Here is a 22,012-nt window from a genome sequence, read left to right as displayed (position 1 = left end):
AGTTATTTATTAAGAAGTTGGTACCTGCTTTGAACAAACCCCTGCGGATTGGTTTCCGATTTCACTAAGACTAAATCAATATCATCAGGAATTGCTCCGAAAAGACGCTTTCCTCGTCCGATGAGTATCGGTACCTGTGTCAAAATAATCTCAGAAATGAGTCCCTCACGAATAAATGCCTGAACCAATTGTCCTCCATCTACATAAACCTTTTGAAGACCAAGCTCGTGCAGGTAGTCCATTACTTGCTGTGGAGACATGTTTAAAACCGTTACTTTATCCTTAAAAATTTCTGGGATTGCCGTTGGGTTTAAACTACTACTGATTACATAGATGTGTTTTTTATATATAATATCCTCTGGATTTGTCGTGTCTTTATAAATATCGCAAATCGTTGTAAAAGTTCCTCTCCCCATAACGATGGCATCCATTGCTGCGGTAAAATTTTCAAACCCTTTGTTTTCAGGATCCCTCGGATACTTCATCAACCAATCAATGGAATGGTCTTCACGGGCTATAAAACCATCTAAACTCGTTGCGATATACACAAATCCCTGCGTGCTACTTTTCATACTGTAATGTTGTAATTTCGCTACAAATATACAGTGTATAATTTTAAGGTACAAAAGAGCTATACCTACTATAAATCATAGGTATCGTCTTAAAGTTCAGAAAATATTATTAGGATGCTAACATTTGAACTAAAATTTCTAATTACAGCGTAGCATCATTGGTAAAAAAAATCTCGATTTAACTATTTCTTTTACCAAAATTGAAACTGTATATAGAGTTTTGTACCTTCAAATCTGTAAACAAAACCTATGAGAACTCATAACCGACAACTGGTAAATACCTTGATGCACTCAGTAATATTCTGGATTTTTGCCTTTCAATCCTATGCTTTCTTTCGATATTTCGGCCTGGAACAAGCCTCACTAGTCCCTGGTGTTCAAGAAGTTGAAAAAGTAATACTCGTAAGTCCTTATAGTATCGCTTTGTACATTGGTTTAGGACTTGGTGTTTTATATGGGATCGTGGACTTTTTTTACGAAAAATATTTCCTCAAGAAATTAGGTTTGGGACTCGGACTGGTAGTGAACACTTTATTGCATTTTGCTGCCATCATCTTTGTTTTTACAGCTTCGCTGACTGTTATTTCTAAAATATTTTCAGTGGGTATACAACTGGAAGCGGGCTGGTGGTTTCATCAAAAACGGTTTTGGGCGGTCATTTGGTATGTCCTACTTTGCTCTGTGGTAGCTTCTTTTATAAAAATCGCTCGAGAGCGGTTTGGAGCAGGCACATTTATAAAAATGCTATTGGGAACCTATAAAATACCGAAGGAAGAACAACGTATTTTTATGTTTTTAGACTTAAAGGACGCGACGGGAATCGCGGAGAAATTAGGGCATCACCTTTACAGTCAGTTTCTTCAAGATTGCTTTTTTGATTTGAACGAGATATTACGAGCTTATGATGCGGAAATTTACCAATATGTAGGTGATGAAGCCGTGTTATCATGGAACTATGACCGAGGTTTAAACAGGCAAAATTGCGTTTCTATCTTTTTTGCTTTTAATAAAAAGCGTGAAAATCGTTTGAGTTATTACCTTCAAAAGTACGGTGTGTTTCCTGAATTTAAGGCCGGATTGCACGGAGGATCCGTAATGGTTGCTGAAGTAGGCTTTGTTAAAAAAGAATTGGCGTATCACGGCGATGTCCTGAATACCTGTGCGAGAATTCAGGCGGCTTGCAATACCCACCAAGTGAGTTTGCTTATTTCCGAACAGTTATTACATGAGCTGCAGTCAACTTCCTCTACAGTTATTGATGCTGATTATCTTGGAGCTGTTTTATTGAAGGGAAAAAACAATCGTGTAAAAATCCATGCTATCCAGCGTAATTTCTAGGTTGAATTGCTAAAAGCACCGGGCTGCCATTTCTGACAATACAACATGTTCTTAACTTTCCATTAGCTTTTTCATTACAGCATATAACTAGCTTTGCGGCTAACATATAACAATGATGGGGTTATTGTTTTATGTTAATTCTGAATGTCAAAGCTCCTTAGGGAGCTTTTTTCCATTAACCTATGTTAATTTACCATTCATCGATATTAAAAGTACTTTCAACTATATTTTATTTTAAAGAGATCAAAACAATATACATTGTGGGTAAGATTACACGTAGTAATGTAGTTTTAGTAGTAGTTAGTTAAGAAAGAAGTTTTTCCACGGAGGGGATCACTTCTTTCTTTTTTTGTCCAAACCATTCATTTTTAAAACAAAAACAAATATTATTCACTTAACAATTAGGGTTTTACGTTTTTTTATTGTAATTTTAAGTATCAATTTTTTACGAAATGAAATTGAAATTGAAATACCTCTATTTTTTTTTAGACAAAAAAATATGAGTCCCCCCAAGGCTAATTGCATCATTGCCTGATTTCCACTAATAACTACAATATGCAATTGGTCTTGATTTCCCTAATAGCATTCTCAACATTTTTCTAGGAGATTACCAGCTACTTTACGGTATGGGATTACTCGTTTTAAGGGTAGACGGAGTCGAATTTCCTAAAACAAGGGGTTGTTCCGATATCGTTTACACTAAAAATCGGATTCTTATGCTTTGATGCGTTCCATTTTACAATTTTTAAGGATATAATTAAAATGTTCTATATCAGAATCATTGAGTTCTAGTTTCCCCACTACGATTACAGGAGTATCTGTAGGGAGTTTTTGTTGGGTATCAAACACGAGCTCTATGGCTGTTTCAGGTCCTCCAACACCACAAAAATAACAAGCAGCCATAGGGCCTTTTGAAAGCATATAAAGTTGTCCTTTCGGGTCGAGATTTAGAAAATATCCCTTTATCCGTATCATTTGACCGTTCAAAGCCTTAACTGTCGACGAAAATGTAGGATGCAAATAGGTTTCTTTATAAGCGGGAAAATATTTTTCGGTAAAACGAACTTTTGATAGAGTTGCCCATGAAATGGATTTTTGTCCGTATGCATAGGTAAACATATTTATGAAGACTACGAGGCCTACAGCTATTTTATTCATCCTTCAGTAATTTTGAAACATTGAGATTTAAAATCGGATATATGGCGAGTAAAATACTTGTGATTCCTATTCCTAACAACAAAAGTATAAACTGAACCAGTACCGATGAGTTTAACGGGAGCAACCAAGTGTCAAAATTTGGTGTTTTCTGAAATATGCCAATACAAATAGGCAACAATCTAAACCCTATATACCCCAACACTCCTCCTAGTATCACTATGGTAAATACCTCGAAAACCAAAAGTAAAAACAACTGAAAATGACTAGCTCCATAGCTTCTAAATAAGGCGTAATCATAACTTCGCTCACGACCCATTTTATATAAAGAAACAAACAAAGTGACCAACGCGATGATTAAGATCACAAGGGCAATTGCCCGAATTGTTTGCATACCTAAACCCAAATAGTTGTAAAATTTGTCTAACTCGTATTTGGGCAAGGCTGCCATCATATTGGTTTGTTGATTGATGTTTCTGGGTAATGTTACAAGTGCTAAAGGCCTTTTAAATTGTACTAAAAGTGCCGTTATTTCTCGGGTAGGTTCTGAGGAATCCCCTCGGTGCTCATCCTCATGTTCGTGTTTCTCGTTATGAAGGTGCTCCTCGGCTCCTGCAAGCCGTGGTTTCTCATGGTGATGGAGTTCCCAAATACTTTGGATGCTAGTAAGTAGTAAATGATCTATGCGGGTATGGGTGGGGGCTAATATACCTACAACACGAAATTTTTCCTCGTGGGTTTCAAGTCCCTCATTGATAAGACCATGAGTACTTGTCACTAAACTCCCAACTTTTAAGTGTAACTTTTTAGCAGCCTCTACTCCTACTACAATTTCTAAACTTCGTTCTGGTCGACGTCCTTCGTTGAGTAGTAACTTGTAATTTTCGAAAAATGAAGTATCCGTTCCTACTATCCGATAGCCCTTATAATTATCGCCAAAAGCTAAAGGTATCGACGATTTTACCAATGGATTTTTTGCCAGTTTTTGAGCTTCTTGCCACGAAATATTCCCCGTTGGAGTATCGATGTGTAAAAGAGAAGACAATACTAATTGCAGCGGACTTCCTTTAGCCCCCACAACCATATCAATAGTTCCAACATTCGCCTTGAATTGCTGTTCAAAAGATGTTTTTAATTGCTGTACTCCGAGTAATAGCATGCACGAAAATCCCAAACTAATACACGTAAGTATGGCTAAGAGTGGCTTTTTTTCGAGGTATTTTTGATGAATTTTCCAGAGATTCATAAAGATATAATCTTTTGAAAGGACGATTGAATGCGTTGATCATGAGAAATAACTAAAAGATTCGCTTTTAACTTCTTACTCTGTCGCAGTAAAAGCTTCATTACCTTTTGACAATTCACATCATCTAAACTTGCCGTAGGTTCATCAGCTAAAATAACCCTCGGTTTGTGTACGACTGCCAAGGCAATGCCTAGTCTCTGTAGTTGCCCCTGACTGAGTTGTGAGGGTTTTCGGTTTTTATATGCCGTCAAACCAAGCTCGGATAACAAACTTTGCATCGCCATAAATGTGGTGGAAGTTTTACTGAATAAGAGCCTTGCTTCTAAATGCTGCCAAACACTGAGTGAATGTATGGCATCATTTTTTTGTAATACAATTCCTAATTGCTGGCCTCGAAATCTATCAAGTTTTTGATTGCTGAGCTCGTGAATCTGACAACCTGCAATCGTAATTTCCCCGGAATGCGGAGTTAACAGTCCTGCCAATAAATGAAGTAAGGTTGTTTTGCCAACTCCTGACGGCCCTTGTATGAGTAAATTTTCGGTTTCTCCAAGCTCTATATCTGGAAATTCCAAGAGCTTTTCAGCTCTTGGATATTGATAACTAAGGTTGGTAGCACATATCATAATTAGTAGTAGTATAAATGAGTTAATCAGCTCTTCTTAAGAGTTTGATTCTTTTGTAGGCAGCGCTCTTAAGTATCCCAGTAAAGGTCCTTGGATAGCTACCACCGCTGACTTTGGTATTCCATCATTATCAAACGGCCATAGACTTGTTGGTGCTGTTAAATCTGTAGTTTGTTCACCAGGATGCTGGACACTTAAAAATAAGGTGTCTCCGTCTGGAGCAAACCATGGCCCGGTCAATTCAGCATCGCTGGGAGCATTTGCCACTCGAATAACCTCTCCGGCCCTATCTCCATAACGAGGAATCACAAAAAGACTGTTGTTTTTAAAATTCGTGTATGCGTTATCTGGTTTATTCATGGCACTTCCCGACATGTCTGATGTCATCCATAAATTTCCAACTTGATCAAAAGCGAGGTTGTCAGGACAGGAAAACCCTGTTTCTTCTCCGCCCGCTTTGTAAGTACTTGAAGTAAATCGCAAAGCATCATAGCGTCCACCAGCTTCTTCTATTTTTAAGATTGATCCGTGGTAATCACCTCGTTTTTTATTATTGGTCAAGCTGACAAAAATAGCTCCCGTTACTGGGTCTATCTCAATATCTTCTGGCCTGTTAAGCGGGGTTGCTCCCAAAAGTTTGGCCGCCTCTCGTGCCCTGATAAGTACTTCTGTCTGATTGTCAAAGCGCTGTTGTAAAACGGGGTGTTTGTCCCAGTCTAAGGCAAGCCATTGCCCTTTTTCCAAACTAGCGACATATAAAGTACCTTCTTTTAACGATTCGGGTTTCGAAGCGATAAACTTATACAAGTGTTCGTCATTTTTATCATCACCGCTATAAGCAACTACGCGCTTGTCTTTCAGTGAAACCAACGTACAACATTCATGAGCAAAACGCCCCAAGGCTACGTGTTTTTGTGCGCTACCGGTCAAAGGTTCAATTTCAACTACCCAACCGTAATGTTCAGGCGGATAGTCGTAAAACTGTTCCCATCCATAACTACTCGGCATATGACTAGGAACGTTTTCCTGATCGTACATCGTTTCTCCAAAGCAATTGTCGTAATTTTCTTCACAGCTCAAAAAAGTGTTCCAAGGGGTTATACCTCCCGAGCAGTTACTCAGCGTACCTATGGCTTCCCTAGCTCCTTTGATAGGAACATCCCAATTAAATTCGATGGGAGTTTTGGCTGTAATTCTTCGATTAAAGGCATCATTTTCTACTAAATTCCAATGCCCAGCAGCGTTTTGTTGAATTCTTATAATACTTCCTCCAACATTGTACATCTCTTTGTCTACCTGCGCTATACTCCGTTTTTGTTCCTTATCGTGACGGTCATAACCAGAAACAAATAAGCTATTTACGTACTCGTGATTCACCCATAAAAGACCGTCTTTAGGGTTTTGACTATCCAAGGGCAAAAAACAGGTAAAATCATTATTATACCCAAAGGTGTCTTGATCGTTTATCGGAGTATTCCATTTTATTATAGGACGGTATCGCAGTCCGTTGGCCAATTTGAGTTCGTCATCTGTACTCGGTTCCAGTCCTTTAAAATCGAAGGAACCTCCAGCGCTAGTACCATTGTTCTTCGTGTTTTTTGTGGCGGTATTGCAAGCCAAAAAAGCGTGCGGAAGTACTGCTGCTCCAATTCCAGCCTTTCCTAGAAAGGTCAAAAATTTTCTTCTATTATATGTCATTTGTTAATTTAAGTCACGTTTTTTCAAGCACAGGAACTCGGGGTAGATTTCGAGAAATCGATTTGCTGTTCTTTGATATATCAACCCTTTAATATCAATTGTCGAGGTGAGCGGTAGTTCTTGATGAATGCGTGCAATTACCTTGCGTAAATAGCTTGATAATACCGATAAAAGCATGGTCTGACTATTCCACCAATATTCTTGCTGTTCAGGGTGAAATTCCTTGGCAAAATGAGACACTCCTTGAATGCCATTATAATTGATACCTGCTAAGGCCTCCAAAACCAATCGATTCTCATCAGACAACACCAAACGAATTTTTTTGATATTTTTTATTTTAATCAGTTCTAAGAGATGAGCATTGTATTGAATTTCGGAGGCTATTGAATTTCCTAATGAGGTGTAAAAATAATTTTCAGAGGAAAATGATTTGTTAATCAATGGTTCTAAGCAGTCCGTAGGGCAGATAAAATATAATTGCTTATGCATTAATTAATTCTACTGTGTTATAAGGAAAAGATGAATGGTGAACATCAATTAATAAACTATCCTCCACTAAACGATACGCAAAGGTATATTCAACTTTTGCCTCTTTGCCATCTGTATCCGTGAAGTAGTAATTTCCCATAGCAATGGCACGTTGTTCATCAATAATTATCCCGGTATTTTCAAACCTGACATTCGTCCACGGTGCAAGAGCAAAACCCTTATCTTCATTGCAAGCCCTATCGTCTCCAGCGATAAAATAGGAAAGAGCTTCTTCACGCGTTGCTCTGAACTGTTGTTGACTGCATTTAGTCGGTTTAAAAAGTACTTTAGATAATCCAAAAGCATAATGTGAATCCAGAAAATCAGTAGCATAGGATTTACAAGCTTCAAAATTTTCGAGCAGTGCTCCAATGGCCACTACTCCTTGTCCCCAAGATTCTTGGGCAGCTGTTACATGTGATTCCGTAATCATAAATTTAGGTTTATAGTTAATAGTTTCTAGAAACATTAAAGCAACTAGGTTGCAAATATAACAAAAACCCATTTTATTGCAACTTGATTGCGATAAAGAAATTGTTAAAATTAACGGGGTCACTAAAACAAAAAAATCTCCCCATATACTAGGGAGATAGTGCAAATAGTACCCATTACTGGAAAATATTAATTAATTTTCCAGTAGAGTTCTGTGTCAGATTCATTGAAAGAACGCAATCCGATACCTTCTTTGTTTTCTGAGTTTCCATAGACGTACAACTTTCCCTGATTTTTGGTATTACAACTGATATAAAACACATTAGATTCCTCAGGTACTGGTTCAAATTGAAATACTTGATCCTGATTTCCTCCATCGTTTTTTGAAGTTTCAAGACGATTGGATTTCGGGTAGCACTCCGCTACTTTAGTACCAGAATTACGCGTGTTTACCGTGATTCTATGATCAATAATTGTCCATTTTTGGTCTTGATTGGTAACATCTTTCGTGTTCAGGGCTATTTCGTGATGTTTGCTATTAGGATACGCTTCCCAACAACGATTCAAATCGTTAAACAGTTGAATGGTGACATTTTTGTGGTTCATAGTGTACTTAGTTTAATGATTGAGAAAAGTGAAATTGTACTTAAAGCATTGCTGTCAACTCCTTAGAGGCTCCGTGTAAAATGCCCTCGACGAGATCGTGGATTTTTCCGTTGATGAGAGAACAGGGCACGTACCAAGGAGAATCTGTACATTGAATAGCCAGTTCGTGCTGATTTGCAGCGTAATTCCATGAAATAGTGAAGTCGTCTTTTGAGTCGCTACCACTATCGCTAGTAATGACAATTCCCAATTGGTTTTTCACAGCGGTTTTTAGCTGATCCCAAGAGGCTTCTGAAACATTGTTAAAGATTTGTTTTGAACATGCACCCATATGCTATTGAGTTTTATTGGTTAGTAATTTGATTGGTTACAACAGCACTGTTTCGCTTGGCAAAGCAGCGTAATAACCAAAGCAAAGTTGTCAATTATCTATCGAAAAAAATATATCATCATATGTCATAATCACGATGTAGCCTTTTGTACTATCCCCTTTAATACGCAATTATCGATTTGTTATTCGCATTGCTATGTACTGCAGAAAGTACCTGTCTGGGAAATTGAGCTAAGAGATCCGTAAAGTTTATGGTATTAAACTGAAAATTATCAAAGGTTGCCAGTAACACTAATGCTTCTTCGCCAGTATTTATGAAATAGTGAGGAAATCCTTGAGGTAAAAAAACTACATCATCTGTTTGAAAACAACGCTCTTCAAAATGGCCGCCAATCGAATTTTTATCTGGCAATAGCAGCCCTACTTTTCCCCTACCTTGAAGACATAAGGTAGTTTCATTCGAATCGGGATGAAAATGAGGTGTTACCAAGTAACCAGGAGGAATACTTATTCGTTGCATCCCTGTCGGGTAGCCAAAAGTATTGGTTTGTAGACGGATTGGATTTGTTCCCGGAATTTTACCTGTCAAAGGTGCCAAATACGGAAAGGCTTCTATTTTCACTTCTCTAAAGACAGTGTCCATGTGATTAGGTTTAAAGTTTGCGAGTGTATTACGGAAAAAGAACTAACAAAAGTAGTTGTGTACATCAAATACCCTCCTCAGTTGTAGCTGAGGAGGGTGCGCTATTATTGCCCCTTTCGGGAGTTACCGTTGCAATAATTAGTTAAAATGTACATTTCCTGTAAAGGCTCCTACTGTGATCGTATTATTACAATTGGTAGTAAAAACATAACTAGGCTCAGGATTCAATCCTGGTGCAGTTAAAGGCCAAAATAAATCGATAGTTCCAACAAAGGTATCTCCACAGTTTGTTCTGTGCATTACATTGGCTGCTAATTCAAAGGCTTCTGTGATATCCACCTTAATTTTATCGATTGGAATCCCTCTAATCCCTACTCTTGCAGGAATTTCTTGAGGCCCTCCTTGTAAATGATACTGCGGTCCTGGCCAGGTCACTTTACTCGTGAAAACCAACCAAGTTTCGTTGGTAGCTCCTGATGTTCTTTTTACCTGATCAATATCTTCAATAGTTTTAAACACTCTTGATTTCGAACTAAACACTTCGTCCATTAATGGAGCAAAAACCTCACTGTCGGTTCCTATTCCATGCTCTTTGTATACTTCTGTATTTGTCATAATAGTTATTTTTAAAGTTTATGCTTGATTTACGGCTTCCTCTTGTTCGAGCTGTTGTGCAACTTTCTCTAAATGAACAGGAACATCTTTTTGAGTTTCCCATTTATATACTTCCGAACGATTGTCAAGGTAAGAGAAGGTTGCTACCCCCACTTGTGCACTCTTGTCCAAAATCATTTTTAGTCGAAGATTTGGCTGCACTGCTGGACCAGGACCAAAACCAGGAGGCCAGTTAAAATACGGATAGCCTGTTGCTGTAATGATCACGATATTTTCATCTTTGATATCGACTCTGCTAAACTCTCCTGAAATTCTACTTTTTACATCTAACATCGGATGAGTAGCTTGTGTTACTTGACTGTATCCCGTTACTGAGTTATCATCCAAATGAATTACTAAATCTGCGGTAAGAGAAACACCCCCTGCTAGGTTTTTAACGCCAATAAAGTACTTGGCATGAATTATTGGTTTTTGTGTAGCCATGATTATTAATTTTTAGCTTGGTTAGTACAAGCAATAAGTCATCGATTTCAATTTCTTATGCTTGTTTATAAATTATACGTTTCATTGAGGCCTCACATTTGAAACATTACTAGTATAAAATTCGGAAAAATAGAGTCAAAAAAATATATCACATTATATCATCAATTTGATTCTTTCTAGGTGGTAGTATAGTAATTTCCCTCGCTTTGTCCGCCAAATAACTGCAAACCGAACAGCATCATTCCTTTGATTTTTCTGCAGCCATGTGCAGTGCCAAGTGAGGTTGATGCACCGCGCAACGTTTAAACTTTACAGTAGCAGGAAGCGCCCCGATTTGTTCAAAGTTAACCATGGGTAACAAAGCACTAGAAAAAGGGTCTATTAAAATTTAAAATGTATAAGCGTTGTATTGAGTTATGGCTGCTTTTGAAAAGAACTGAAATAAATACTATTCCCTTTATTTGCATTCCAATACGACAAAAAGATATCCTTTCTCAACGTGGTGAGGTATCGGATCTTAAGTGCTGCCCCTGTGGTCCAACCAGCACTTTTTGATAAAGTAAGCAGGTTTGAGTTCGTAGACCAACTGAATTGCGCTCTTGATACTTCATTACCTTCGAGTGTTACTCCTACAATGTCCATGACAGTATTGCACGGAATACTAATCGTAGTTCCCTTTTGTTGGACCTTTGTCACGAAAACTTTTTCCTGAACTATTGTTTGTTCTGTTGGATCGCAATTTCCGGCATAACTCAAAGATATTTCTTGGTGAACGCCCAAGGTTTTGGAACGGAAACTCTCATTGAAAGTGTATTGCTGCTCCGGTGTCAGGCTCCCATTGAAAACAAAAAATGGGCCTCCTTCATTCAATGACCCATCTGCGGTTTTAAAAAATCCCGATACCAAATCAGCGAGTCCGTCGTTATTCACATCGCCAATGGCCGCAAAAGAAGGTTCTCGAACTTGTAAAGTTTTAGCCTCTGTTTTCCACAGACAAGTACTGTCAGAAAATCGAATGGCATAAAAATCTTCCGATTCATTTTGAGTAGCTGCCAAATGCTTTACTCCCGGAGTACGCAGCTGTTTTGTCACGCTTTGATTTGCCATATATTGTGCTCCAACGACACAAAAAACATCCTCTTTTTCAGGTGGGCTCCCTCCTTCTCTTAAGAGGCCAATATTCAAACTAAAAGCACTTAAGGAGCTTTGGATAGCATAATTCCATTCAGGTAGCGTATCGATAGTAAAATGATCGTTTTTAGTCTTACCTAAAAACGCATGTATACCATTGTCTCCTCGTTTAAAAGCTTTGACACCTAAAACGACATCTAACAGGCCATCTTGATTGATATCCGCAAACGAAGTACTCAAGGCTTGGTAGACATTTTTAGACTTCCAAAGTGTATTTTGAGTGATTTTTCCGGCCCTATTTTCAAAAATTTCAGCGCGGGCACCCACAGGGGTGTTGTTAGTTCCCTTTTGCCATAAATAAGCAACTAATAAATCTAAATCGCCATCCGCATCGACATCTCCTAAATCGATGTCAAAAGGGAAACTGGTCATCGTTAATTCATAGGTAGCGCTATTCGGAATACTCCCTTTGTTGTTCATAAAAATTTTAAGCGATCCCGGTTTGTGAATATCAAAGTAATGTACGTCGTGTTGCTGTTTAAAAGCCGCTGTATGTAAAGCTTCCTTATCAAATACCGTTACCATCACGATATCTGTCCAACCATCGTTGTTCAGGTCTCCTAGCTGCAACCGGGTATTAAAGCCAATTTGTTGTGTATAATTGGGAATATACGGGTACGGTATCCCCGTACTTAATCCCCAATTGGGATAATACGTTAAGGGGTTGGGCGCCATGTCATTGCCATTGCTGTTCACAATATCCATAAAATTATTTCTGTCGAGGTCTGCGCAAGAAATTCCCGTTGCGTACATTCCATTTTGAATAAAATCGAAGGTTTGCAATTCATTGTACAACGCAGTGTTTTTCGTGCTGGGTGAACTTGTTTTTGTCGAGCAATATGACATACTCAACGCTGTAATCAATAGCAATAGTTGGCTGCTAAAAAAGTTTGTACGTGGCATTAATTCCTAAGTAAAATTTGACTTCAATGGGCTGATCTCGGTGAAAAACGAATTTAATCGTTAAGTCTCTCAAAATTTCTAATTTATAAGGGGTTATCTCATCAGTAATAACTGTCTTTCCCAACCAAGAAATGAGCGCTTTGGTTTTATGTGAACTCAAAAGCTGTGCTTGTTCGAGCTCTGTAAAAAATTGTACTAAACGAACCTTGTTTTGTTCAAAGGCCTGTGGATTTGAAAAATACACTTCAATACCAAAAGACCTGCGTTCTAGTCTTGGAAATGTGAGTTGTAAGGAAACTCCCAATGGGTACTTCTGAAGGATGTTGAGCAATTTTTTAAACGCTAATAAGCTGAAATCTAAATTCAATATTTCTAGGACTTCAAAACAAGTACTGACTTGACAACCAATAACGATTCTAAAGGCTTCCAAACCGCGTTGACGTAAATTCACGAAATGTAATAAGCGAATCGGTACTTTGAGCGCTGTGACAAAATTATTCAATTCAGTGATGGTATTTCGATCAAAGGTTACTTGCTCTAAGCGAAAACAACGATCTATTTTGTCTAATATGTCGGTTTTCGTAGTAGCCTTTTTCCGATGTGTTATATAGCCGTCGTCTAAGGTCCACATAAGCATGGGGTTCACTGATTGACCGACTATCATATCGTATTCATAGCTTACCATAGGCAGGTGAATTTGTGCCGTCCAGGCTTTCAGTATACGCGATTTTTCGACAGCAGAAGTTGTGGTCGTATTCAAAAATTTTTGGACGTTCCATTTTTGAGCCATCGCGATGAAATCAACCCGCTCCTCTGTTTCTCGAAGTTCCAAATAACAGTTGTGAAAAATAGCAGGCAAGCCAGAACACAAAGTTTCAATAGAGCCCAATTGCTCTATTGAAACTAGTGAATTCCCTAGATAAGGTTTGGAGTATTCTAATAAAGTTTCTAATCCGTGCTCCATTATGCTACTGTTAACGCATTGGGGAGCTTCGCTAATACGCTTTCCTCTTTTATGATAGCTAAAACATAGGTTCCGGCAGGTATTGAATACGGAAAGGATGCAGCTATTTTTTCTTCAGAGAGTATTTGGAAATCTTTTGCGATATATTGCTTCATAGCCCCCGAAATTAAAACGATACTGACTTCTTTTTCATTTTCAATATCGTTGAAAGATTGCCCGTGAATTATAACTTCTCCAATAGCTTCTCCTGCAGATCGCTGTGTCGGCTCAATCGAAGAAATTTCCATAATGCCACCTGGCCAACCATAGATGGGAGTCTCATGAGAAAAGAAGTTTTTAATTTCCTCGGTAATTGCTTCAGAGATACCCTCTATCCCCTCTTTTTTTAGTTGGTTTTTTGCCTCAATTTGATATTTTTTGAAAACACTCACAGGATCTGTTTGGAATTGAGCGTTTAATTCTTTGTTTTTCATCAAATCTGAGATTAAGTGTATTAACATAGTTTCTAGTTTTAGGTTAGTTATTAAGATTGTATTTGATTTTATGATGTCGGTATATTAGGGTAATATTTTTGTCGAATAGCATCTGAAATCGTTTTTAAGCCTCTACTTTCTGAGAATTCAAGTGCCAATAATGACAGCGCTTCGACTTCTGAACTTTCGAGCTCCTCGCTGAGTAAGGCATTGTACAAATGGTAATAAGCGAGTGAAAAGTGAATACCACTGGTTTCTGCGGCAGTGATTCCTTGATGTACGAGCTCCTGAGCTTTTATATGTTCGCCCCTCTTATAGTGAAACGTTATCACGAACAAATAGTACCACTCTTTAAAAACGAGCAAACCCGAAGTTTCAAACTTAGCAATGAATTCTTTTTCAGAAGTATAGGTGCCATCCAAAAGACCAATCCCCGCTTTCATGAGCAGGCCAAACGATTTAATAAATGCCAATTCATTTTGATCTGCAATTTCTATAGCTTTCTCAACGTGAATAGTAGCCCTTTCTAAATAGTATGTATCGGTTGCTAAAAAAGAATGGAGCAGCAAATACGCCGATGATATTTGCCCGTGAACACCGGCAATCATATCTTTAAAACCTAACGCTTCCGTACACGTCAATACCTCTTTAATTTGTTGTTCTGCCAAGGCTGTATTCCCTAAAGCAGTATTCGAGATAAATTCAAAGCATTTGACCACAATCCAATTGTGAATAATGGTCATTTCATAACTCGCCAAACGTTTACTAGCTATCAATCCATCAATAGCCTTCACCAGCCTGAGCACTTCATAAAAATCAGCTTCAAGATAAGCGACATAGGCTTCGTTGGTCAGCGCAGTTACACGACTGGATAATCCGACTTTTCCCTCAGAAATTTCAGCAATTTTGGCAACAATTTGTTTAGCGGTTCGCAGATCTCCTCGGTTGATTTTATTAAAACAGCGACTATTTAAAACTTGGTATCGCAATTCAGGATCTATGTCGTTGGCGAACGCTAGTTGAAAGGCTTTTTCGCAGTTATCTTCTACTTCTTTAGAAGTAAACCCACTGGTGTAGAGCTGGCTATCACCAAGCAACCTGTGAATTTCAACCGTTCGTTCTACCCAATTATTTTTATTCGCTAGTTTAGGCAGCAAAGCAAGAGATTTATTCAGGAAAAACACCGTGTCACTGTACGATGCCGATCGTTCTCGGTTGTCCAATGCTGCACGATACCAATATTCATGGGCATTTTCATCCTGTTCACCACGTTCGAAATGCAGTGCTATAACGTGTAATTTGTGCATGTGATTCTCCATGGTAAGCAAGGCCTCCGCAATAGCGCAGTGCGCTTCTTTTTGTTGAGAGGGCAACATCATTTGATAGGCCGCTTCCTGAATTAAGGCATGCTTAAACAGGTATTTGGTTCCTTTTACAGAACGTTGCTTTACAATCAATTGCTGTTGTTCCATGACATTCAAATCACTCAAAACGCTACTGGCATCTTTTAACATGGCTGTCTGAAGTACTTTTAAACTAAAGGCTCTTCCTATTCCAGCAGCGAGTTGGGCTGTTTCTTTTATAGGCCCCAATCCTTCCAATTTCGCATTGAGCAAGTCGTTTAAGGTTAAGGGAATCAAGAAATCAACCTCTTTAGCCAAAATGAATTTACCTTCGTTTAATTGAAGCTTGCGCTGCTCCTTTAAAGCAGTCGTTAATTCTTCTATAAATAATGGGATTCCATCAGATTTTTGCGCAATTAAACTGAGTACATCAGCACTGGCAGTATGCGGATACAATAACTCTTGCGCAAAAATTTCCGTTTCCTGTTCACTTAACGAATTCAGAAGTGCTGTTTCCCAAGTTCCCGTCAATATGTTTTTGTCTCTTTCGGTCCTTGAACTCACTAACAACAAGGTAGGAATAGGAAAAGCATTGGACTGCAGGTAATTTAAAAACTCCTTACTCATGGTGTCCATCCAATGTGCATCTTCTATCGCAAGGATTTGAGCAGATTTCGCTGTTTCAAAAATAGATAATCTCAATACTTCATACATTAAAATGCGTTGTTGTTCGGCACTCTGTAAATTCGGTGCCTCCTTAGCTAGTAATTGCACTCCCAGCCACGAACACAGCACAGCCATCGTTGCCGGGGTAACATCTATAGTAAGTTTCTCGAGAACCTCCTGTATAATTTGATGATTTACAGCTTCTTCATTTTCCTTTCGAATTCCCCAATATAGTTTAAACCAATATAAAAACGGGGCCAATGCCACATGACTATTTTCCGGTAAGCAGGTGAATTGAACATAGCGTTCTCGCGGAGATATAAATGATTTCTCAATCTCAAAAAGTAACCGTGATTTTCCAATTCCAGCTTGTCCTTGAATCCAATAACTCTTGGCGCTATCCGCAATGGCATGCCAGCTCGCTGTAAGACGCTTTAAAATGGCTTCTCTTCCAAAATACGCAGTTAAACCTGCATTGGGCTTTAAACGATCGTAGGCTTCCAAGCCTTTTTCTCCGAGCAATTCATAACAATGATCGGGTCCTTCTTTTAAGGGGCCCTTAAAATGTAAATAAGGAACCAGCAGTTTGTGGCAGGTCTTTGTAACAAAAATACGATTGGCTGTTGTTTGTAAAAGCGTTGAAAATGCCTCTGATGCGACCATCCCCTCTGGCAATCTATTTCGTTTAATCAATGCCACTCCAGTATGCAAAGCAATTCGAATTTCCAAGCGGATACCGTAACGCTTTTCTAAAACTTGTGATCTATTTCGAACCTCCGATACCAATTCCAGCGCGGCTCTAGCAGCCCTTCTACTGTCGGTGTCACTCGATTCTGGATAACCAAAAAATACCGTTAAATACTTGAGGTACATTTTGGATGCGGTAGCACCAAAACGGGATGCCGTGTCTTTACATAGGTTCAATTGATCTTTGAGAACGGTTTCAATCACTTCAATATCACTGGGAGTATCTTGTGGTGTAATCAAATCCAACTGCAGGGACAAAACCGTTAATTGCTTTCTAAAACTGTCACTATGCGACCAATTAGAATGCTCCGTAACAGCAGTTTCTTCAGCCGAAAATTGACTCTTTTTGCCTGCGGGTTGTCTAATAATGCTGGAAAAATTTAAGGCATTGAATTCTCGTATTATTTCATTGACATTTGCCGGTCTTTTTAATGGACTTTTTGCTAGTACTCTCCTTAGCAGACTTCCCAAATCGTGGCCTAGCAAAAATGTTGGTAGAGGAATCATTTCATCGGCCAATTGCTGTTGAAATATTTCTGCAATGGAGGTGAAATTATACACCGGATTACCTGTAAGACACTCGATGGTAATTAAGCCCCAAGCATAGCAATCCGATTTAGCGGTTACGGGTTCACCTCTCAATTGTTCGGGAGCACTGTACTTAGGAGTTCCTAAAACATCCTGTGTCATTGTTAACTCCTTATTACCGGGAAAAACGGCGTCTTCTAAAAACGCGCCAATACCAAAATCAAGGACTTTAACATGCCATTGAGAAGCCAGTTTACGAACCATAATGTTGGCAGGCTTTAAATCGCGATGAACAATTCCCTTAGCATGAGCACAGCTCAAGGCCTCTAACACTTGAAGCATAATAATAGCCATGTTTTCAGGAGTAATAGCGCCATTTTTTACGAGGTGCTCTTTTAAACTCTCTCCTTCAACATACTCAAAAACAGCATAAGGTATTTGGTTAGACAATAAACCTTTATCTAAAAGTTTAACGATATTAGGATGGTTAAATGCAGCGCAAATTTCAGTCTCTCTACTAAATCGAGCGATCTTTCGTTGTCGGTCAATAGCGTTCGTATCGCTATTAAACTTGACTGTTTTTATGGCTACAAATTGCCCTGTTGATAATTGTATGGCTTTGTAAACCGTACCGTAGCCACCTTCGCCGAGTTGTTCAATGATGGTGTAGTTTTGCAAGGTTCCTTCAAAACCATGCGCTAACTTGAGTTCCGCATTCATAGTAGTGTAGGTTAAATTAGTGAGCGTAGTAAAGTCTGGGCTTATGCCAAGGCTCTTTCTTTGTTGATTTCAAACTTAGACAGTCCGAATCGCAGTTGCCCTTTTTTACGTTCTATGATGTTAGCGAATAAAAAACCATAGGGCTTTAGTTTCATCAAAAATTTTCTCAAGCGATGAATCAAGGTATTGATATAATAAGCATCCACTTCTTTGAGCAATTCTTTACTCATGGCTTTGTTCAAATCATCCATGTATACCCATCCACAAGAAGTATCAGTTACTCCAAAACTCAAATCCTTTTGTTTTTCTCGTATTAAATACAATAACAAGTGGTTAAATACACGATTTCCTAAATCCAGTTCTAAATCATTGATGGCAATTTTTGAGATGATTTGTTCTTCGTCAAAACTCAAAAACAATTTGAAGCATGCATTTTTTGTGATATCGGCCGTTAAAAGCGTATTTTCCATGGCCTCGTTTATAGTAAAGGTGAACTTTTTACCGTTTAACGTATAAGCAATTCCTTCTTCCAGAACAACTTCTTCACTACCGTTATCCAATACCCACAACTGCTCTAGGTTTTTAAAAACCGCATAGGTTTGTGCTCCTAATTCCAAGAGTTCTCCATCGGGGTGAATCCAAAGGGTCGAGCTTCCATCAAGTTCTTTAAAATAGCATTGTGGCGCATCTAAATTGCTTACTGTCCAAACATCATTGGACTTCGAAGAAAACTGAATTTCGTCGTTCATCTTTAGCGTATAGGTCGCTCTGTGTAGCAACTTACCATTTACTTTAGTACCATTGCTACTCAAGTCTGTTAATTGCCAATGATTATTTTCCCAAAAAATGATTGCGTGCTTTCTTGAAATATCACTTTGTGTAAATACACTCGTATTGTTTTTATCTCTTCCAATGGTGTGTTGACTGTGAAGTACAACCACCCTATTGAGTTGTTGATTTTGAACTAGCGCCATGTGGGGGACGTTTTAAAAGATTGGTTATTAACCAAATATAATAAAAAAGAAAATCTTTTGGAAATACTAACTGAACGAATTTGATTGAAAATTTCAAAAAAAATGAGCTTCGTAAAACGAAGCTCAAAAAAGGGAGGACTCTAAATACTTGACAAGTTATATTATTTACTGTTTGGGTTTTACTTACTTTCTTTTAGTTTTATCCAAAAGTAGCGAGAAAGCATTACTTGAATCTTGAATATTCGTTAAATGGTAGTAAGCACTCGGTCAATATCAAAATTTCGTAGAGGAACAACTTTTGTAGCGTACTGATGATGCTATTCTCAATAGGCATCAAAATAAAAAATACATAATGTCCTAATTTCACAGCTTTTTAGAAAAAAATAAGGTTCGTATTTAACAAATTGCCCCAGTATAGGATTGCCAGCATAGGTATCCCTAGAAATGAATCATTTAGGAATCCTGATTGTGTAATTTTAATTTATTTTTTAATTGCCAATCATAGTATTCTTCTGGAAACAGTAATTCACCAAGTAACACCAATTCCTCAACAGTAAAGCTATTGTCTTTTAATTTTCTGTAAAAGGTAGGCTTGGAAATGTGTAATCGTTGAATAAAATATTTCGTTTTGTAATTGGAGTTTTTAACTAGTTCTGGAACATCATTGACAAAGGTTTCGAAGCTCTTAATTAATTGTATCATAATAATTTGTTTTTATAGCACAATAAAAAGGTAAAACGTTTTTTAATAAGGAAAATGATGTTTGGAAAGGCATTGCTTGTTTACGGAATAAACGGGAATATCAACGTTGCAAACGATAAACTACTACCTTAATTTTTTTCATAAATTCTCAAAATCTGAATGGTATAACGTCTTATTTTCATCTTTCATAAAGTTAAATTATCGTTCTTTTCAAGTCTCTGATACATTGCTATTAGGGAGCAACCATATTGCCTTTATCCGGTGTTCAATAACTATACATGTACTGATTTAATTAACTGAAAAACCTGTAAATAGTTAAAAAAATATACCCCAATCAGGCTGCTAGTTCCTTTTTAGGGTAATTTTGTATTCGTCATAAATATTTAAGCGGTAACATAGGTAATTTCAAGTTCAATCAGAGTGTTTAATAGTTTTGATACTGGGCATATTTCCTTCGCTTTTTGTGCGAGCTCTCTAAAATCCTTTTCTGACATTCCAGGCACTTCCCCGTTGAGGTACAAGGTGATGCGCGTAATGCTTCCGTCTTCAAAGTAGACCTTAGCCCTAGTAGTTAACTCTTTGGGCGTCCTTCCCGTTTCCGTGATTAAAAAACTTAATTGCATGGCAAAGCAGCCAGCATGAGCCGCCCCAATAAGCTCTTCCGGGTTCGTCCCCTTTTCATCTTTAAAACGCGTATGAAAAGAGTAGGCCGTATTGTTGAGTACTGCACTCTGTGTTGAAAGTACTCCAGTTCCTTCCATCCCAGTTCCTTTCCATGTTGCTGTAGCTTGTCTTGTAAATTTCATATGTATAAATTTTAATTGTTATGGTGGTAAAAGTAGCGGTAGCAGCGCATATAAATCAAATTAATAATTTTTATCTTTGATTAAAATTATTTATCATGACACTTCAGCAACTTAGGTATATCGTCGCTTTGGATGACGAACGGCACTTTGGACGAGCAGCCGAGCGTTGTGCAGTTTCGCAACCCGGATTAACCATACAGCTAAAAAAATTAGAAGAAGCCATAGGAATCCAAATATTTAATCGTAGTACTACTCCCCTCTCTCCAACAGGTAAAGGAAAAGAAATCATTGATAAAGCTCGTGTTATTTTAGAGGATGTAGATGCCATTCGCAATTTTATTGTCGATAGTAAGAACGAACTCGCAGGGAGCTTAAAACTAGGGATTGTCAGCACTTTGGCTCCTTATTTGATTCCTATAATCATGGAACCACTGCGCACAGCACTCCCAGCAATTCGCTTTGAAATTGTAGAAAAATCTACTGTCGATTTAATCAACTCCTTACAACAAGGAACCCTAGACATCGCCTTAATGGCAACTCCTACCGGACGAGATCGCTTACGTGAATTCCCTGTGTTTTACGAAGAGTTCATAGGGTATTTTCATCCTACATTAAAACCCTCAGCAACAAACATTCAGGTCGACATGTTGGATTTAGAGAATTTGTTATTATTACAAGAAGAGTATTGTTATAATTCTCAGTTGTTAGCTATTTGTGATCTGAAAAGTCCGGTAACACAAGAGCGATCTTTTCACTTTGGAGTCAGTTCCATCACTACCTTAAAAAACTTGGTAAGAGCTAAAGCAGGCTTTGCCTTTATACCTAGTTTGGCTACCATTCATGAGACCAATGATGCTTATCTACTTCGGTTTCCAGAACCGCGTCCGGTGAGAGAAATTAGTTTGGTGGTTTCTAAAAATTTTACCAAAACAGCTGCTCTTGAAAAAATGAAAGAGAGTATTTGGAACGCCTTACCTCCCTCTTTGCGCCAAGGAACGACCTTCACGAAAATTCGCTGGGATGATGCCCCTTATTTTAGACAAAAAACAAAAGAACTATGAGTTTTATTAGGTTGAAACTGTTACCATTTGTAGGGGTTTTAGGTATAGGTATTAGGGGAATTATCGACGGCAAGCATAGGGCTTTACCGTATTTTTTAATAGCGGTATTTCACGTATTTTGGTAGTATCCAATTAATACCGCTCTTATGAAACCGATATACTACCTTTGTCTCATAATGATAAGTTTGTGCTTGTTTTCATGTACTACAAATAATGATTTTGAGCTGCTGCAAAATAGAGAATTGACCACACGTGATTTTTTTCAAAAAATTACAGAAAAGGAGGTTCAAATAAACACAGAACACGTGTATTATATTTCGTATCACTTCGATTCCGTTACCCAAAAAATACGATTATTAGAGTTTGAAGAAAAAGCTCCTGATTTTTTTCTGTTGGAAAGTCAGGAAGAGGTCGCTGCTAGGCACCGTGATGATTCTTATGAAATTTACCTAAACATTTCGGGTACTATACGTGGATCCATAGGGAAAACCTGCAATGGAAAGTGGTCTTGTGCGGATGTAATCAATGATTTTCTTAAAAACAATTCAAATCTACGCTTCCGTGGAACATTGGTGTACGCACCTCAAAACCGTTCGTTTTACCTTATGTAAGTCCCCCAAATTATAAAGAAGTTTTACCTGTGTAAAACTTCTTTAGTTGT

22 protein-coding genes are annotated in these 22,012 nt (G+C 38.1%); 3 read left to right on the top strand and 19 right to left on the bottom strand.

Translation table 11 applies throughout. The features are described from left to right. Nucleotides 1-2: 2 nt before the first annotated feature. Entirely contained in the window at nucleotides 3-572 is a 570-nt protein-coding gene (locus ACKTS5_RS09655) for a dihydrofolate reductase family protein (RefSeq protein ID WP_408043664.1), read from the bottom strand. Between the two features lie 249 nt (nucleotides 573-821). Between ACKTS5_RS09655 and ACKTS5_RS09650 the strand changes: the two genes are divergently transcribed. Then, a complete protein-coding gene (locus tag ACKTS5_RS09650) occupies nucleotides 822-1,910 on the top strand; it encodes an adenylate/guanylate cyclase domain-containing protein (protein ID WP_408043663.1) in 1,089 nt (362 codons plus the stop codon). Nucleotides 1,911-2,624: 714 nt separating this feature from the next. Here the strand turns inward: ACKTS5_RS09650 and ACKTS5_RS09645 are convergent. The 18 genes from ACKTS5_RS09645 to ACKTS5_RS09560 form a co-directional block, all read right to left on the bottom strand. Beyond that, nucleotides 2,625-3,068: a hypothetical protein gene (locus tag ACKTS5_RS09645; RefSeq protein ID WP_408043662.1), complete on the bottom strand. Its 444-nt coding sequence runs from the start codon at nucleotides 3,066-3,068 to the stop codon at nucleotides 2,625-2,627. Further along, nucleotides 3,061-4,311: an ABC transporter permease gene (locus ACKTS5_RS09640; protein WP_408043661.1), complete on the bottom strand. Its 1,251-nt coding sequence runs from the start codon at nucleotides 4,309-4,311 to the stop codon at nucleotides 3,061-3,063. The genes ACKTS5_RS09645 and ACKTS5_RS09640 overlap by 8 nt, the downstream gene beginning before the upstream one ends. Next, nucleotides 4,308-4,937: an ATP-binding cassette domain-containing protein gene (locus ACKTS5_RS09635; RefSeq protein WP_408043660.1), complete on the bottom strand. Its 630-nt coding sequence runs from the start codon at nucleotides 4,935-4,937 to the stop codon at nucleotides 4,308-4,310. Before ACKTS5_RS09635 ends, ACKTS5_RS09640 begins: the two co-directional genes overlap by 4 nt. Nucleotides 4,938-4,973: 36 nt before the next feature. Then, the gene (locus ACKTS5_RS09630) at nucleotides 4,974-6,635 is read right to left on the bottom strand and encodes a PhoX family protein (protein WP_408043659.1); all 1,662 of its coding nucleotides are present in this window, start codon (nucleotides 6,633-6,635) and stop codon (nucleotides 4,974-4,976) included. Between the two features lie 3 nt (nucleotides 6,636-6,638). Continuing rightward, nucleotides 6,639-7,124, bottom strand: coding sequence for a hypothetical protein (locus ACKTS5_RS09625; protein ID WP_408043658.1), 486 nt, complete (start codon nucleotides 7,122-7,124; stop codon nucleotides 6,639-6,641). Beyond that, entirely contained in the window at nucleotides 7,117-7,596 is a 480-nt protein-coding gene (locus ACKTS5_RS09620; protein ID WP_408043657.1) for a hypothetical protein, read from the bottom strand. The genes ACKTS5_RS09625 and ACKTS5_RS09620 overlap by 8 nt, the downstream gene beginning before the upstream one ends. A 188-nt stretch (nucleotides 7,597-7,784) precedes the next feature. Further along, nucleotides 7,785-8,201: a hypothetical protein gene (locus tag ACKTS5_RS09615; RefSeq protein WP_408043656.1), complete on the bottom strand. Its 417-nt coding sequence runs from the start codon at nucleotides 8,199-8,201 to the stop codon at nucleotides 7,785-7,787. Between the two features lie 40 nt (nucleotides 8,202-8,241). Then, the gene (locus tag ACKTS5_RS09610) at nucleotides 8,242-8,532 is read right to left on the bottom strand and encodes a hypothetical protein (protein WP_408043655.1); all 291 of its coding nucleotides are present in this window, start codon (nucleotides 8,530-8,532) and stop codon (nucleotides 8,242-8,244) included. Nucleotides 8,533-8,692: 160 nt separating this feature from the next. Continuing rightward, a complete protein-coding gene (locus ACKTS5_RS09605) occupies nucleotides 8,693-9,175 on the bottom strand; it encodes a cupin domain-containing protein (RefSeq protein ID WP_408043654.1) in 483 nt (160 codons plus the stop codon). A 138-nt stretch (nucleotides 9,176-9,313) separates the two neighbouring features. Beyond that, nucleotides 9,314-9,790 (bottom strand): hypothetical protein, encoded by a 477-nt coding sequence (locus ACKTS5_RS09600; protein ID WP_408043653.1) that lies wholly within the window; start codon nucleotides 9,788-9,790, stop codon nucleotides 9,314-9,316. 18 nt (nucleotides 9,791-9,808) lie between these two features. Further along, nucleotides 9,809-10,273: a DUF1842 domain-containing protein gene (locus tag ACKTS5_RS09595; RefSeq protein ID WP_408043652.1), complete on the bottom strand. Its 465-nt coding sequence runs from the start codon at nucleotides 10,271-10,273 to the stop codon at nucleotides 9,809-9,811. 414 nt (nucleotides 10,274-10,687) lie between these two features. Continuing rightward, a complete protein-coding gene (locus tag ACKTS5_RS09590; RefSeq protein WP_408043651.1) occupies nucleotides 10,688-12,367 on the bottom strand; it encodes an FG-GAP repeat domain-containing protein in 1,680 nt (559 codons plus the stop codon). Beyond that, the gene (locus ACKTS5_RS09585) at nucleotides 12,345-13,331 is read right to left on the bottom strand and encodes a hypothetical protein (protein ID WP_408043650.1); all 987 of its coding nucleotides are present in this window, start codon (nucleotides 13,329-13,331) and stop codon (nucleotides 12,345-12,347) included. Before ACKTS5_RS09585 ends, ACKTS5_RS09590 begins: the two co-directional genes overlap by 23 nt. Further along, a complete protein-coding gene (locus ACKTS5_RS09580; RefSeq protein WP_408043649.1) occupies nucleotides 13,331-13,831 on the bottom strand; it encodes a hypothetical protein in 501 nt (166 codons plus the stop codon). The genes ACKTS5_RS09585 and ACKTS5_RS09580 overlap by 1 nt, the downstream gene beginning before the upstream one ends. A 41-nt stretch (nucleotides 13,832-13,872) precedes the next feature. Then, nucleotides 13,873-17,808: a protein kinase domain-containing protein gene (locus ACKTS5_RS09575; RefSeq protein ID WP_408043648.1), complete on the bottom strand. Its 3,936-nt coding sequence runs from the start codon at nucleotides 17,806-17,808 to the stop codon at nucleotides 13,873-13,875. Nucleotides 17,809-17,849: 41 nt separating this feature from the next. Beyond that, nucleotides 17,850-18,782: an FHA domain-containing protein gene (locus tag ACKTS5_RS09570; protein ID WP_408043647.1), complete on the bottom strand. Its 933-nt coding sequence runs from the start codon at nucleotides 18,780-18,782 to the stop codon at nucleotides 17,850-17,852. 453 nt (nucleotides 18,783-19,235) lie between these two features. Next, on the bottom strand, nucleotides 19,236-19,484 hold the full coding sequence (locus ACKTS5_RS09565; RefSeq protein WP_408043646.1) for a hypothetical protein: 249 nt from the start codon (nucleotides 19,482-19,484) through the stop codon (nucleotides 19,236-19,238). Nucleotides 19,485-19,867: 383 nt separating this feature from the next. Continuing rightward, nucleotides 19,868-20,290 (bottom strand): OsmC family protein, encoded by a 423-nt coding sequence (locus ACKTS5_RS09560; RefSeq protein ID WP_408043645.1) that lies wholly within the window; start codon nucleotides 20,288-20,290, stop codon nucleotides 19,868-19,870. A gap of 95 nt (nucleotides 20,291-20,385) precedes the next feature. On the opposite strand from ACKTS5_RS09560, the gene ACKTS5_RS09555 reads away from it, so the two are divergent. Then, a complete protein-coding gene (locus ACKTS5_RS09555; protein WP_408043644.1) occupies nucleotides 20,386-21,351 on the top strand; it encodes a LysR family transcriptional regulator in 966 nt (321 codons plus the stop codon). A 146-nt stretch (nucleotides 21,352-21,497) separates the two neighbouring features. Continuing rightward, nucleotides 21,498-21,962 (top strand): hypothetical protein, encoded by a 465-nt coding sequence (locus ACKTS5_RS09550; RefSeq protein ID WP_408043643.1) that lies wholly within the window; start codon nucleotides 21,498-21,500, stop codon nucleotides 21,960-21,962. The last annotated feature ends 50 nt before the right edge of the window (nucleotides 21,963-22,012 follow it).

The organism is Tenacibaculum litopenaei (assembly GCF_964514025.1).
GTDB lineage: Bacteria > Bacteroidota > Bacteroidia > Flavobacteriales > Flavobacteriaceae > Polaribacter > Polaribacter litopenaei.
This window is presented reverse-complemented; position numbering and strand designations above follow the sequence as displayed.